The 13,480-nt window shown below is 47.4% G+C and carries 15 protein-coding genes; 12 read left to right on the forward strand and 3 right to left on the reverse strand.

Features of this window, described 5'->3' with window-relative positions:
• Window positions 1-25: 25 nt before the first annotated feature.
• Window positions 26-412, reverse strand: a complete 387-nt coding sequence (hslR, locus tag AACV12_RS01585) for a ribosome-associated heat shock protein Hsp15 (RefSeq protein ID WP_026028320.1) — start codon at window positions 410-412, stop codon at window positions 26-28.
• Window positions 413-749: 337 nt separating this feature from the next.
• Between hslR and gspC the strand changes: the two genes are divergently transcribed.
• Genes gspC through AACV12_RS01645 form a run of 12 tightly spaced genes read left to right on the forward strand, consistent with a single transcriptional unit; the run spans window position 750 to window position 11,976 of the window.
• On the forward strand, window positions 750-1,646 hold the full coding sequence (gene gspC, locus AACV12_RS01590; protein ID WP_231140402.1) for a type II secretion system protein GspC: 897 nt from the start codon (window positions 750-752) through the stop codon (window positions 1,644-1,646).
• 38 nt (window positions 1,647-1,684) lie between these two features.
• Window positions 1,685-3,718: a type II secretion system secretin GspD gene (gene gspD, locus AACV12_RS01595; protein ID WP_170901347.1), complete on the forward strand. Its 2,034-nt coding sequence runs from the start codon at window positions 1,685-1,687 to the stop codon at window positions 3,716-3,718.
• Complete coding sequence (gene gspE, locus AACV12_RS01600) at window positions 3,715-5,214, forward strand: type II secretion system ATPase GspE (protein WP_019282846.1); 1,500 nt, start codon at window positions 3,715-3,717, stop codon at window positions 5,212-5,214. The genes gspD and gspE overlap by 4 nt, the downstream gene beginning before the upstream one ends.
• Window positions 5,214-6,434, forward strand: a complete 1,221-nt coding sequence (gene gspF / locus AACV12_RS01605; RefSeq protein ID WP_017045694.1) for a type II secretion system inner membrane protein GspF — start codon at window positions 5,214-5,216, stop codon at window positions 6,432-6,434. The genes gspE and gspF overlap by 1 nt, the downstream gene beginning before the upstream one ends.
• 50 nt (window positions 6,435-6,484) lie before the next feature.
• Complete coding sequence (gspG, locus tag AACV12_RS01610) at window positions 6,485-6,928, forward strand: type II secretion system major pseudopilin GspG (protein WP_010319321.1); 444 nt, start codon at window positions 6,485-6,487, stop codon at window positions 6,926-6,928.
• 34 nt (window positions 6,929-6,962) lie between these two features.
• Window positions 6,963-7,541, forward strand: coding sequence for a type II secretion system minor pseudopilin GspH (gspH, locus tag AACV12_RS01615; protein WP_013855434.1), 579 nt, complete (start codon window positions 6,963-6,965; stop codon window positions 7,539-7,541).
• Entirely contained in the window at window positions 7,525-7,887 is a 363-nt protein-coding gene (gspI, locus tag AACV12_RS01620) for a type II secretion system minor pseudopilin GspI (RefSeq protein ID WP_013855433.1), read from the forward strand. The genes gspH and gspI overlap by 17 nt, the downstream gene beginning before the upstream one ends.
• Window positions 7,874-8,527, forward strand: coding sequence for a type II secretion system minor pseudopilin GspJ (gene gspJ / locus AACV12_RS01625; protein ID WP_017043520.1), 654 nt, complete (start codon window positions 7,874-7,876; stop codon window positions 8,525-8,527). The genes gspI and gspJ overlap by 14 nt, the downstream gene beginning before the upstream one ends.
• A complete protein-coding gene (gene gspK, locus AACV12_RS01630; RefSeq protein WP_017048718.1) occupies window positions 8,514-9,533 on the forward strand; it encodes a type II secretion system minor pseudopilin GspK in 1,020 nt (339 codons plus the stop codon). Before gspJ ends, gspK begins: the two co-directional genes overlap by 14 nt.
• Window positions 9,502-10,713 (forward strand): type II secretion system protein GspL, encoded by a 1,212-nt coding sequence (gene gspL / locus AACV12_RS01635; protein WP_170901349.1) that lies wholly within the window; start codon window positions 9,502-9,504, stop codon window positions 10,711-10,713. Before gspK ends, gspL begins: the two co-directional genes overlap by 32 nt.
• A gap of 10 nt (window positions 10,714-10,723) precedes the next feature.
• On the forward strand, window positions 10,724-11,221 hold the full coding sequence (locus tag AACV12_RS01640; protein ID WP_013855429.1) for a type II secretion system protein M: 498 nt from the start codon (window positions 10,724-10,726) through the stop codon (window positions 11,219-11,221).
• A complete protein-coding gene (locus tag AACV12_RS01645) occupies window positions 11,218-11,976 on the forward strand; it encodes a type II secretion system protein N (protein ID WP_017043523.1) in 759 nt (252 codons plus the stop codon). The genes AACV12_RS01640 and AACV12_RS01645 overlap by 4 nt, the downstream gene beginning before the upstream one ends.
• A gap of 80 nt (window positions 11,977-12,056) precedes the next feature.
• Here AACV12_RS01645 and cysQ read toward each other — a convergent pair whose 3' ends face one another.
• Both cysQ and nudE read right to left on the reverse strand, forming a co-directional pair.
• The gene (gene cysQ / locus AACV12_RS01650) at window positions 12,057-12,884 is read right to left on the reverse strand and encodes a 3'(2'),5'-bisphosphate nucleotidase CysQ (protein WP_010319313.1); all 828 of its coding nucleotides are present in this window, start codon (window positions 12,882-12,884) and stop codon (window positions 12,057-12,059) included.
• Window positions 12,885-12,908: 24 nt separating this feature from the next.
• A complete protein-coding gene (gene nudE, locus AACV12_RS01655) occupies window positions 12,909-13,454 on the reverse strand; it encodes an ADP compounds hydrolase NudE (RefSeq protein ID WP_013855426.1) in 546 nt (181 codons plus the stop codon).
• Window positions 13,455-13,480: the final 26 nt, after the last annotated feature.

Below are 13,480 nucleotides of genomic sequence, written 5' to 3' on the forward strand. Positions count from 1 at the left end.
ATTTCCTCGGAACATGGTCCAGCTTTTATTGATGTTTAAATTTAATGATGTCACGACGCTCTTTTTTGTCTGGTCTGCGTTCGGGGCTTGGGTTGTGTGCGTTGAGCTTACGTTGCTCGGCATGATGGGCACGTTTGGCTATGCTTGCTGCGGTTTCCGAATACAGGGTTTGTGCTTCTGGCGCGCTGCGCCTTTGCCCTAACAGATTGATCACAGTGACGATTTTCTCTTCTTGGCCTTGGCGCAAGGTAATCGTTGCCCCAAGCTCGACAATTTTACTTGGCTTGGTGCGTTGGCCATTATAATGGACTTTACCACCATCGACCATACTGCGTGCGATCGACCGCGTTTTATAAAATCGTGCTGCCCATAGCCATTTATCCAATCTTATTTGCTCTGTCGCAGAACTCATACTACAAATGTGCCTCAAAGGGAGTTAGTCTTGTACGTTTTATGGCCTTTACAATGGTGTTTTGGTTCCAGATTTTCAAGCTACCCGACAAAATAATGTCAGTAAAAATGACGAGAATGTCTCCTATGATATATTAATGTGTTTTTGTAGCGCGATCTTCGCGGTCTTATGTATCTGTTCCATTTAAATGGAAGCATAGTTTAAATGAAATGGAAGTATAGTTTGAGGCCAATCCGCCGGTTTTCGTCTGGCTAACGGCTCATGAATGTGAAATATCATGGTTGAAGTAAGAAAATATCAGTAAGGACATCTTTTGAGGCGAATCGATTTTAGCAGTATGACCTCATCTCGCTTATGGCAAGCAGGTTTGCTACAAAAAATACCGCAATGGCAGAAACAAATCAGCCAATTTCTTACCTTAGTATTGCTGGTCACGTCGGCTTGGATTCTAGGAAAAATGGTGTGGCTGATTCAGCAAAACGCGGTTGATATAACGCCTTGGTCTCCAAGAGCAATCGCATCAACGCCGAATGCGGCGCGTTCGCTTGATCTCTCTTCTTTACAACAAGGAAGTTTATTTGGTCGCTATAGCGAGCAGAAGGTCGAAGCCGCACAGCCTGTGGTCAAAGATGCACCTAAAACCAGCCTTAGCTTATTATTGGTTGGAGTGGTGGCGAGCAATGAACCGAGTAAGAGTCTAGCGGTAATCGCAAATCGCGGTAGCCAAGCGACCTATGGTGTTAACGAAGTCATTGAAGGAACCCGTGTCAAATTGAAAGCGGTGTTCAATGATCGCGTCATTATTGACAACTCAGGGCGCGATGAAACCTTGATGTTGGATGGAATTGACTATCATAAACCGAGTGTAGCAACGCCTGAGCGCGTTGTTGCGTCGAATGTGCGTGGTAATAACCCAGCGTCTGCAGAAGAAAAGTTGGATGACATTCGCGCCGCTATTGCCAGCAATCCGCAAGAAATCTTTAAATATGTACGCCTGTCGCAAGTGAAACGTGATGACAAAGTGCTTGGATACCGAGTGAGCCCTGGGCAATCTCCTGAGTTGTTTGAGTCGGTAGGGCTACAAGATGGCGATGTCGCAATCGCGTTAAACGGTCAGGATTTAACGGACCCGGACGCCATGAATAAGATTTTTCAGTCAGTCTCTGAGTTAACCGAAATGAACTTAACAGTCGAAAGAGACGGGCAATCCCATGACATTTATATCCAATTTTAGACAGACTGATGCATGAGCATGAGTTTAGGGAGTAAGACGTGAAGCATTGGTTAAACAAAACGACGTGGTTATTGATGGGTGGCTTGTTGTCATCGCCGTTAGCCATGGCAAACGATTTTAGTGCCAGCTTTAAAGGCACCGATATTCAAGAATTCATCAATATCGTGGGCCGTAATCTTGAAAAAACAATCATTGTTGATCCTTCAGTTCGGGGGAAAGTCGATGTCCGCAGCTATGACACGCTTAATGAAGAGCAATACTACAGCTTCTTTTTGAATGTATTGGAAGTGTATGGTTTTGCCGTGGTGGAGATGGACAACGGCGTGCTCAAAGTGATCAAGTCGAAAGATGCCAAAACGTCTGCGATTCCTGTCGTTGGCGATGAAGGAAAAGAGAACGGTGATAGCGTGATCACGCGCGTTGTTGCGGTGCGGAATGTTTCGGTACGAGAGCTTTCACCTTTGCTGCGCCAGTTGATCGATAACGCAGGAGCGGGCAACGTAGTGCATTATGATCCGGCGAACATCATTTTGATTACAGGTCGTGCTGCGGTCGTCAACCGTTTAGCCGATATCATCAAACGAGTTGACCAAGCCGGTGACAAAGACATCGAAGTGGTGGAACTAAGTAATGCATCTGCCGCTGAAATGGTGCGTATTGTGGAGGCATTAAACAAAACTACGGATGCTAAAAATACCCCAGAGTTTTTGCAGCCTAAGCTGGTGGCCGATGATCGTACCAATTCGATTTTGATCTCAGGTGATCCTAAAGTCCGTGAACGCCTAAAGCGATTGATCACTCAGCTTGATGTCGAGATGGCGACCAGAGGCAATAACCGCGTCATTTATCTTAAGAATGCGAAAGCGGAAGATTTGGTTGATGTGCTGAAAGGGGTGTCTGACAACTTGCAGGCTGAAAAACAGTCTGGGCAAAAAACAGGGCAAAGTTCACAACGCACCGAAGTGATGATTTCAGCACATGCACCGACCAATTCCTTAATTGTTACCGCTCCACAAGACATCATGAAAGAACTAGAAGATGTGGTTGCGCAGTTGGATATTCGTCGCGCTCAGGTATTGATTGAAGCGCTGATTGTTGAAATGGCCGAAGGGGATGGCATCAACTTAGGCGTGCAATGGGGCTCACTCGATAACGGCTCTGTGATTCAGTATGGCAACGCGGGCGCGCCAATCGGTAAAGTAATGATTGGTTTAGAAGAAGCCAAAGATAGCGTTGAGAAAAAACCGATTCGAGATAGCTCAACAGGCGAAATAAAATACTACGAAGAAACAACGAAGAAAGGGGATTACTCTACTTTGGCGTCAGCGCTCGGTGCGGTCAATGGTGCAGCCATGAGTTTAGTGATGGGCGACTGGACCGCGCTGATCAGCGCCGTGTCGAGTGACTCCAACTCGAACATCTTGTCATCACCGAGTATTACGGTGATGGATAATGAAGAAGCCTCCTTCATCGTGGGCGAAGAGGTACCTGTTTTGACAGGTTCGAGCGCGGGCGCAAATAACGATAATCCTTTCCAAACCGTAGAACGCAAAGAGGTCGGTATCAAGCTGAAAGTGGTACCACAAATCAACGAAGGCGACTCAGTTCAACTGAAAATTGAACAGGAGGTCTCCAACGTATTAGGAGCGAATGGTGCCGTCGATGTGCGTTTTGCAAAGCGTCAATTAAATACATCGGTCATCATTCAAGACGGGCAAATGTTAGTTCTGGGGGGGTTGATTGATGAGCGCGCGGTCGAAAGTGAATCCAAAGTCCCACTATTAGGCGATATACCGGTTTTAGGCTATTTGTTCAAATCGACCAGTACCCAAGTTGAGAAGAAAAACCTGATGGTCTTTATTAAGCCGACCATCATTCGTGATGGCATGACGGCCGATGGCATCACTCAGCGTAAGTACAACTACATTCGTGCAGAGCAGCTCTATAACGCTGATCGCGGTTTGAAGTTGATGGCGAACGACAATATTCCTGTGCTGCCTAAGTTTGGTGATGACCGTACTCATTCTGCGGAAGTACAAGCCTTTATCGAACAAATGGAAAAACAGCAATGACCGAAGTTTTGTCGCAACCTCACTACCGTCGTTTACCGTTTAGCTTTGCCAATCGTTTTAAATTGGTATTAGAGCTGGTAGAAGACAACGAGCTGCCGACGTTATTTTATGTCGCACCGCTGGCTATCGAATCATTAGTCGAAGTGAAACGAGTCGTGAAACAGCCGCTCAACTTGGTTGAAATTTCACTGGCCGAGTTTGAAAGTAAGTTAACCCAAGCTTACCAACGAGACTCGTCAGAAGCGCGACAATTAATGGAAGATATCGGTGCTGACAGTGATGATTTCTTCTCATTAGCCGAAGAGCTGCCGCAAAATGAAGATTTGTTAGAGTCAGAAAACGATGCGCCCATCATCAAATTGATCAACGCCATGCTTGGCGAAGCGATCAAAGAGGGCGCGTCGGATATTCACATTGAGACCTTTGAGAAAATCTTGTCGATTCGTTTTCGTGTCGATGGGGTACTGCGTGAAGTGTTAGCGCCGAGTCGTAAATTAGCGCCGTTGCTGGTTTCACGCGTCAAAGTAATGGCTAAGCTTGATATCGCTGAAAAACGTGTACCACAAGATGGACGCATTTCATTGCGCATTGGCGGCCGAGCGGTCGATGTTCGCGTGTCAACCATGCCTTCATCTCACGGTGAGCGTGTGGTGATGCGTTTGCTAGATAAAAACGCTACGCGCTTAGATCTGCACAGTCTAGGAATGACGGCCGCTAACCACGAAAGCTTCCGTCAATTAATCAAACGACCGCATGGCATTATTTTGGTGACGGGCCCAACCGGTTCAGGAAAATCCACCACCTTGTACGCTGGCCTGCAAGAGCTCAACAGCAACGAGCGTAATATTTTAACCGTTGAAGACCCGATTGAGTTCGATATTGATGGTATCGGTCAAACTCAAGTCAATCCTAAAGTGGACATGACTTTTGCACGAGGATTACGTGCTATTTTGCGTCAAGACCCGGATGTGGTCATGGTTGGGGAAATTCGTGATTTAGAAACCGCGCAGATTGCGGTGCAAGCGTCTTTAACCGGACACTTGGTGATGTCGACGTTGCACACCAATACCGCCATCGGTGCGATAACACGTTTGCGCGATATGGGAATTGAACCCTTTTTGATCTCATCATCGCTGCTTGGCGTATTGGCACAACGCTTAGTGCGTACCTTATGTCCAGATTGCAAAGAGGCCTACCAAGCAGACAATGAGCAGAAAAAACTGTTCAATTGTAAGAAAAAAGAGTCGCTGACACTGTATCGTCCGAAGGGCTGTGACAAATGCAATCACAAAGGGTATCGAGGCCGAACGGGTATACATGAATTGTTGCTGATTGATGATGAGGTACAAGCCTTAATTCATAGCGAAGCCGGAGAGCAAGCGATTGAAAAAGCGGTGCGGGCGAAAACACCGAGCATTCGTGATGACGGGCTTGATAAAGTGCTGAAAGGCATTACCTCACTTGAAGAAGTGATGCGAGTGACGAAGGAAGCATAATGGCGGCATTTGAATATAAAGCGCTCGACGCCAAAGGCAAACAAAAAAAAGGTGTTATTGAGGGGGACCATGCTCGGCAGGTTCGCCAGCGCTTAAAAGAGCAAGGGCTTATACCGATTGAACTCATTGAGACGCAAGCGAAAGCGGCTCAGCGTGAGCAATCGCCTTTGAGTTTTAAGCGAGGTATCAGTACACCGGATTTAGCGCTCATTACTCGCCAGTTATCCACTTTAGTGCAGTCAGGCATGCCACTGGAAGAGTGTTTGAAAGCGGTATCTGAACAATCGGAAAAGCCGCGTATTCGCACCATGTTGGCCGCTGTTCGTTCCAAAGTGACTGAGGGGTATACCTTGTCAGACAGCTTAGGTGATTACCCACATATCTTTGATGACCTGTTTCGTTCGATGGTTGAAGCGGGCGAAAAATCTGGTCATTTGGATTCGGTGCTTGAGCGTTTAGCGGACTATGCTGAGAATCGCCAAAAAATGCGTTCCAAGTTACAACAAGCGATGATTTATCCAGTGGTGTTGGTGGTGTTCGCGGTGTGTATTGTGGCTTTTTTGCTGGCGGCTGTGGTGCCTAAAATCGTCGGACAATTTGTCCAAATGGGGCAAGAATTACCGAAGTCGACTCAATTTTTACTCTCCTCAAGTGATTTTATCCAGCATTGGGGTGTCCAATTGCTGGTGCTATTGGTGATCTTGATTTATCTCGTCCGATGGTTGCTAAGCAAGCCGAACTTGCGGTTGAAGTGGGATAAAAAAATCATCGGCATGCCGTTGATTGGCAAAATCACTCGCGGTCTCAATACTGCGCGTTTTGCGCGAACTTTGTCTATTTGTACCTCCAGTGCGATTCCTATTTTGGATGGGATGCGTGTGGCGGTGGATGTGATGTCCAATAAATACGTCAAGCAACAAGTGTTGTTGGCGGCTGACAATGTTCGCGAAGGGTCGAGCTTGCGTAAAGCGCTTGAGCAAACCAAGTTATTTCCACCGATGATGCTGCATATGATCGCCAGTGGTGAACAAAGTGGTGAGCTCGAAAGTATGCTGACGCGCTCGGCCGATAACCAAGACGCGAGTTTTGAATCGACGGTCAACATCGCATTAGGTATTTTTACCCCGGCATTGATTGCATTGATGGCTGGGTTGGTACTGTTTATCGTGATGGCGACCTTGATGCCGATTTTAGAAATGAATAATTTAATGAGTCGTTGATCATGACTGAATTCTGCAATGATAACGACCAAACTATGTTGGAGGTTGGAATGAGAACAAAAACAAATAAACAGTCGGGCTTTACTTTGCTTGAAGTGATGGTGGTTGTGGTTATTTTGGGTATTTTGGCGAGTTTTGTGGTGCCTAATTTGCTCGGTAATAAAGAAAAAGCTGACCAACAAAAAGCGATTACCGATATTGTCGCACTCGAAAATGCGTTGGATATGTATAAATTAGACAACAGCGTGTACCCAACGACAGATCAAGGCTTAGAAGCGCTAGTGACCAAGCCGTCGAATCCTGAGCCACGCAACTACCGCGATAACGGTTATATTCGCCGTTTGCCAAATGACCCTTGGGGCAACCCTTATCAATACTTAAGCCCTGGTGATAACGGTACGATTGATATCTTCACGCTAGGTGCTGATGGTCAAGAAGGTGGCGAAGGCGCCAGTGCCGACATAGGCAACTGGAACATGCAAGATTTCCAATAAGAGAGAGGGCGGCCTTAGCCGCCCCATTTATCTGATGCTATCTCAACGCGGTTTTACCCTACTCGAAATACTGCTGGTGCTCGTGCTGCTCTCGCTCAGTGCTGTGGCCGTTATATCGACGCTACCTAGCACGAACAACGATGATGCGAAACAGTACGCGATGAGCCTTTATCAGCGTCTACAACTGAGTAATGAAGAAGCCATTCTCAGTGGCAAAGATTTTGGTTTGCGGGTCGATGAAAAAAAATCGCATCTGGTTTTCCTATCGATGGAGGACAAGGGATGGCAGCCGCTAGAGAGCAAGAAAATGGCTTCACAGCTCCAACTGCCTGAGGGGTTATCTCTCCAGTTTGAGCTGGGAGGAAGTGCATGGAAAAACGACGATCGACTCTTCAAACCGGGCAGTCTGTTTGATGACGATAAGTTTGCTGATGAAAACGAACAGAAAAAGCAGCTACCACCACAAGTGTTTATTTTATCGAGTGGTGAGCTGACCCCTTTTGTCCTGAGCATCCATCTTAATCAGCAAGATGCAGAGCAAGGCTGGCGAGTGGTAGTGAAAGAAAACGGGGAAATCACGCTGTTCGCTCCGGGAGATGCGATCGATGGGTAAACAAAAAGCGATGACGCTGTTAGAAGTCTTGGTGGCGCTGGCTATTTTTGCCACCGCTTCCATCAGTGTGATCCGTTCGGTCAGCCAACACATCAATACCGTGAGTTATTTGGAAGAAAAAGCGTTTGCCGCCATGGTGGTCGATAACCAGATGGCGCAAGTGATGCTTACTCCTAAAAACGTACAAGCGAAAAATGGCAGTGAAGTATTGGCGGGTCGAACCTGGTATTGGAAAGTCACTTTAGTACCCACTGCGGATAATTTATTGAAAGCTTTTGATGTTAGCGTGGCTAGTGAAAAAGAAGGATCACCTTTGGTGACAGTGAGAAGTTATGTCGCCAAATAAACAAAGCAAAGGCTTTACCCTGATTGAAGTGCTGGTGGCGATTGCGATTTTCGCTAGTTTGAGCGTTGGTGCTTACCAAGTATTGAACCAAGTCCAGCGCAGTAATGAGATTTCAGCCCAACGTAGCCAACGTTTGAACGAATTGCAGCGCGCCATGGTGTTAATGGATGGCGATTTTCGGCAGATGGCAACGCGTCAATTTCGCACCAATGGTGAAGAGCCAAGTCAACAGATGCTGATTTGGAAAGAGTACTTGCTCGACTCCGATCAAAAAGGAGTGCTGTTTGCACGATTAGGTTGGCATAACCCACAGCAGCAATTTCCACGCGGGGAAGTCACTAAGGTCGGCTACCGAATTAAAGAGGGCGTGTTAGAGCGTATATGGTGGCGTTATCCTGATACTCCTGCAGGGCAAGAAGGGATCATCACGCCGTTGTTACATGATGTTGAGTCACTATCGCTGCGCTTTTATAACCAAGATAAATGGAGTGAAGAGTGGAGTGATGCCTTGAAAATCCCACAGGCGGTGGCCGTGAAATTGGCGCTGAAAGATTATGGCGAGATTGAGCGTATCTACCTTACTGCTGGTGGTGGCATCAATTCGACCAATAAAGAGGCTGATAATAATGGCGCACCCTAATCGAGCCCAACGCGGTGTAGCGTTAATCGTTATCTTGCTGTTGTTGGCGATTATGGTGTCGATTGCCGCAACCATGTCCGAGCGTTTATTCACACAGTTTCAAAGAGCGAATAATCAAATTAGTTACCAGCAAGCCTATTGGTATAGTGTGGGTAGTGAAGCTTTAGCCAAAGTCGCTATCGAGCAGAGCTACAAAGACAATGAAACGATTAACTTAAGTCAACCTTGGGCGATGAAAGAGCAAACGTATCCATTGGATTACGGCACTCTGAAAGGACGCATCCTTGATAAACAGGCTTGTTTTAACCTGAATGTACTCTCGAGAGCCAGACCTGCGGCAGGGAGTGTCGAAAAACCCTATTTAGTGCAAGTGTTGCAACGGTTATTGGAAGAGCTTGAGGTCGACAGCTATCAAGCCGAAGTGATTGCCGATTCGGCTTGGGAGTATATTGATGGCGATTCAGATGTGCAGTCCTCTTATGGCGTAGAAGACAGCCAGTATGAATCAATGTCTCCTGCTTATCTGGCGGCGAATAGTTTACTTGCGGATAACAGTGAGTTGCGCGCGGTTCAGCAGGTGAGCGGTGATGTAATGAATAAAATAGCGCCTTATATCTGTACTCTCCCCACTGATGATTGGCGTTTGAATATCAATACCTTGGAACCCGATCATGCCAAGTTATTGGTGGCGATGTTCAGCCCGCACTTAAGTGAAGGGGATGCAAAAAACTTACTCGAGAGCCGACCATTTGATGGTTGGGCTTCGGTAGACAATTTTCTCGCAGAGGCCGCATTGGCTGCTGTGGAGAGCAAAGTGAAAGAAGAAGCGAAACAGTACCTAGCTGTCGATAGTGCTTATTTTGAACTGGATGCTCAAATCTTGGTTGATGACTCGCGAGTTCGTATTCGCAGTTTATTGTTTAGTGATAATAGAGAAACCGCAACGGTCATACGCCGTCGCTTTGGAGGGATCAGTGAGCGAGTTTCTGACCGTTCGGCTGAGTAGTCAACAAGACGCTGAAATACCTTGGCTGGTGTGGTCAACACAGCAGCAAGAAGTGATTGCCAGCGGTGAAATATCCGGATGGGAGCAGCTATCTCAGCTCTCTAGCTATGCGGCTGAACGCGCCACGATTGTGCTGCTCGCTGCCAGTGATTTAGTTCTGACTGAGGTCGCGATTCCATCAGGGGTGGCTCGTCGCTTAGAGTCAATGTTGCCTTATCTAATCGAAGATGAGATCGCACAAGATGTGGATGAGCTGCATTTTTCAATTTTGCATAAAACCGCTTCCACTGCTTACGTTGTCGGGGTGGATCGTGCTTGGTTGCGTACCCGCTTAGATGAGCTCAAAGCCGCGGGTTTTGACGTGAAAAAGGTATTACCGGATGTGTTGGCTATCCCTGCATCAGAGGGGTTGTCGGCACTGCAGATCGGCCAAGAATGGTTAATCCGTAAAGGTGAGTATTTAGGGGTGAGCATTGAACCGCAGTGGTTAACGCTGTTTAGTGCTTCAGAATGGGTCAAGCAAGAGGGGCACTATTTACCGCTAGAGGCGTATACCCCGCTCCCTGAGCTGACATTGGCTGAAGGGCAACATTGGCAACAGGCCGAGCCTCATTTAGTCATGGCGTTGCTGACTCAGCAAGCGATAGCGAGCAAAGTGACTTTACTGACGGGAAGTTTTAAAACCAAGTCCTCGTTTTTGAAGCATTGGCAAGTATGGCAAAAATGCGCATTAGCGGCCGCGGTGTTGATTGTAATTTCAACCAGCCACCATCTTTTGCAAGCTGGGCACTACGAAGCGCAAGCCGATGCTTATCGAGCGGAGAGTGAACGTGTTTTTCGCGCGGTTTTCCCTGATAAACAGAAAATACCCACCATCAGTTACCTGAAAAGACTGATGAATGATGAAGCGGCTCGGCTCTCTGGCGGCGAAGCCAATGGTTCGATGTTGGAGTGGTTGTCGAAGTTGCCCAGCAGTGTCGGCAGCGTACCGAACATGCAGTTGCAAAGTGTTAAATATGATGGCAATCGGGGTGAAATTCGCCTTGAAGTTCAAAGTAATGATTTTGAAAGCTTTGAACAAGCGCGCCTTAAATTGGAAAAACAGTTTGTGGTTGAGCAAGGGCAGTTAAACCGCTCGGGTTCTGTAGTCAATGGTACCTTCATACTGAAAAGCCAGTGAGGTGAGTGACATGAAAAATAGCCTGAGTGCACTTCAACAACGATGGGCGGCCTTTTCCCCTCGTGAACAGAAATTACTGTTAGGTGGTGTATCGTTGTGTGTGGTTGCGATCATTTATTGGGGCATTTTAGCGCCACTTAATCAGAAAACCGAGCTTGCGCAAGCCCGGATTATCAGTGAAAGACAATTGCTTAATTGGGTGACGGATAAGGCCGATGCCATTACTCAATTGCGCGCACAAGGTGGTGGGGTGGCAACGACGCAACCGCTCAATCAAGTCATCTCATCAAGTGTGCAGCGTTTTCAAATTGAGCTTATTCGTATTCAACCGCGTGATGAAATGATGCAGGTTTGGATACAACCACTTCCTTTCTCTAAATTGGTGGATTGGCTTGCCTTTCTAAAAGAGCAGCAAGGTGTCGATGTCGAGTTTATGGACATCAACCGTGCTCAGCAAAGTGGCGTTGTCGAAGTAAAACGCTTACAACTGAAGCGAGGTGGTGAGTGAAAAAGAAATTGCTCTATAGCGGGTTCCTTGTAATGGTTTTTCTCATCAGTGTGGTCGCGCATATTCCGGCTTCCTTGGTGATGAATCAACTCTCCTCTTCCGAAGTCATGCGTGTCACTGGTGTTGACGGTACGGTGTGGTCTGGTAGTGCTCAGCAACTCTTTTGGCAAGGGCAAAATGTCGGCGATCTCAACTGGGACATCCAAGTATCACAACTGCTGATGGCCAAGTTTGAAGTGGCGGTACGCTTTGGACGCGGTAGTGATATGGGAGTTCGTGGCAAAGGCAATCTTGGTCTGGGGTTTTCTGGCCCTTATGCGGACAAGGTTGTGGTTTCTGTCGCGGCTAATAAATTAGCGACGCTGTTTCCGCTGCCTGTACCAGTGACTTTTCAGGGGCAAGTCGAGTTGTCCCTGAACCATTACCGCTATGATAGCCCGTGGTGTGAATCTGCCGAAGGCTCACTTGCGTGGACTCATGGCCGAGTTGACTCACCTTTAGGAGAGCTCTCGCTTGGTCCGGTAGTGGCAGATCTGCAATGTCAAAGCAATCAGATGACATTGAACGGTCAGCAAAACAGTGAGCAAATGAGCAGTGAATTTGCCCTGCAGCTGCAACCAGATATGAGTTACAGTGCGAAAGCGTGGTTTAAACCTGAAGCGCAATTCCCACCCGAAATGGCGGAGCAATTACAGTGGATTGGAGCGCCAGACAACCAAGGTAAATATCAGTTTAATTATCAAGGCCAGCTTTGATTGGTTTTTTAACCGTAATCATTTCATACCCCAATAAAAATGCTGAGTCTATTGATCGGCATTTTTATTGGTAATGGCCGTTATGGTTTGACTTGTAAAATGGTATTCCAAGGCAAATCGGCATCCCCTAACACAATAAAGTTGGGGTTTTCTAACGTTTCACGCTCATTGTAGGACAGCGGTTGCAGTTGCGTGTTAAGGATGCGTCCGCCCGCCTCTTCTACGATGCATTGCGTGGCTGCGGTATCCCATTCACCCGTTGGGCCGAGGCGCAAATAGCAGTCGACAGCACCTTCTGCGACTAAACACGCTTTCAGCGCTGCCGAGCCCAGCGGCACTAACTCATAATTCCATGCGCTGCTCATGCAACTTGTAATACGGTTAATATCTTGGCGGCGACTGATCGCAATCGCGATGGATTGCCCAACGGTTTCGTGCTTGTGTGTTTCAATACGCAAGCTTTCAGACATGTCGGGGATCTTCCATGCGCCTTTGCCTGCGTAGGCGTAGTAAGTCACGCCAGAAACGGGCCCATAGACGACGCCCATCACTGGTTGGTTTTCTTCGATCAGTGCGATAATGGTGGCAAAGTCACCACTGCGCGCAATAAACTCTTGCGTACCATCAAGCGGGTCAACCAACCAGTATCGCTGCCATTGGCTGCGTTTTTCTAGGCTAATGTCCGCCGCCTCTTCCGACAAAACAGGAATATCTGGCGTGAGTTCACTCAGTCGTTCGCAGATCAGTTTATGCGCAGCAAGGTCGGCACTGGTGACAGGGGTGTGGTCACTTTTGGTGAACGCTTCGTAGTTTTTCTTTTCGTAGATATCGAGAATCAATTGCCCGGCAGAGCGAGCGATTTCAATTACGTCAGGCAGTAAGTAAGATAAATTATTGGCTGTTGGCATCATCAATCCTATAGCTCTACTTTGTTATTTTAGGCTGCGCAGAGCAAGCAGTAGTGCGGTAATGCTTCGGGCTTCACAGAAATCGAGGTGAGTCAGTAGCTCTTCTGCTTGGGCCAGAGGCCAGCGAATGACCTCTAAAGGTTCGGGTTCATCGCCTTCCATTACTTCTGAGTATAGATCTTGTGCTAAGAAGAGTGTCATTTTGCTCGAAAAGTAAGAGGGGGCAAGTACCACTTCTTTTAAGGGGGTTAAGGTGCTTGCGCCAAAACCAATTTCTTCTTTGAGTTCACGATTTGCTGCTTGTTGCGGGCTTTCTCCTTGGTCAATCAAACCCTTAGGGAATCCGAGCTCATAGCGTTCAGTGCCAGCGGCATACTCTCGAACCAGCAGTAAATCTCCTTGTGCCGTTACTGGCACCATCATAACTGCATGCCGGCCGCTCGGTTTCATTCGTTCATAGGTGCGCTGTTCGCCGTTAGAAAAGCGTAAATCTAATGATTCGATGGTAAACAGGGTCGATTGAGCTGCCGTTCTTTGGGCTAAAATTTCGGGCAGTTTTCTGGTTGGCATACACTAATTCCCGTAAGGCAAATGAC

Source organism: Vibrio sp. 2-2(8) (assembly GCF_963888495.1).
In the GTDB taxonomy this organism is placed as follows: domain Bacteria; phylum Pseudomonadota; class Gammaproteobacteria; order Enterobacterales; family Vibrionaceae; genus Vibrio; species Vibrio anguillarum.

Coding starts and splice junctions, on each gene's coding strand:
- gspE (WP_019282846.1), top strand. CDS start 3,715: ATGACCGAAGTTTTGTCGCAACCTCACTACCGTCGTTTACCGTTTAGC.
- gspH (WP_013855434.1), top strand. CDS start 6,963: ATGCTATCTCAACGCGGTTTTACCCTACTCGAAATACTGCTGGTGCTC.
- gspF (WP_017045694.1), top strand. CDS start 5,214: ATGGCGGCATTTGAATATAAAGCGCTCGACGCCAAAGGCAAACAAAAA.
- gspK (WP_017048718.1), top strand. CDS start 8,514: ATGGCGCACCCTAATCGAGCCCAACGCGGTGTAGCGTTAATCGTTATC.
- gspG (WP_010319321.1), top strand. CDS start 6,485: ATGAGAACAAAAACAAATAAACAGTCGGGCTTTACTTTGCTTGAAGTG.
- gspI (WP_013855433.1), top strand. CDS start 7,525: ATGCGATCGATGGGTAAACAAAAAGCGATGACGCTGTTAGAAGTCTTG.
- hslR (WP_026028320.1), bottom strand. CDS start 412: ATGAGTTCTGCGACAGAGCAAATAAGATTGGATAAATGGCTATGGGCA.
- AACV12_RS01640 (WP_013855429.1), top strand. CDS start 10,724: ATGAAAAATAGCCTGAGTGCACTTCAACAACGATGGGCGGCCTTTTCC.
- nudE (WP_013855426.1), bottom strand. CDS start 13,454: ATGCCAACCAGAAAACTGCCCGAAATTTTAGCCCAAAGAACGGCAGCT.
- gspJ (WP_017043520.1), top strand. CDS start 7,874: ATGTCGCCAAATAAACAAAGCAAAGGCTTTACCCTGATTGAAGTGCTG.
- cysQ (WP_010319313.1), bottom strand. CDS start 12,884: ATGCCAACAGCCAATAATTTATCTTACTTACTGCCTGACGTAATTGAA.
- gspC (WP_231140402.1), top strand. CDS start 750: ATGACCTCATCTCGCTTATGGCAAGCAGGTTTGCTACAAAAAATACCG.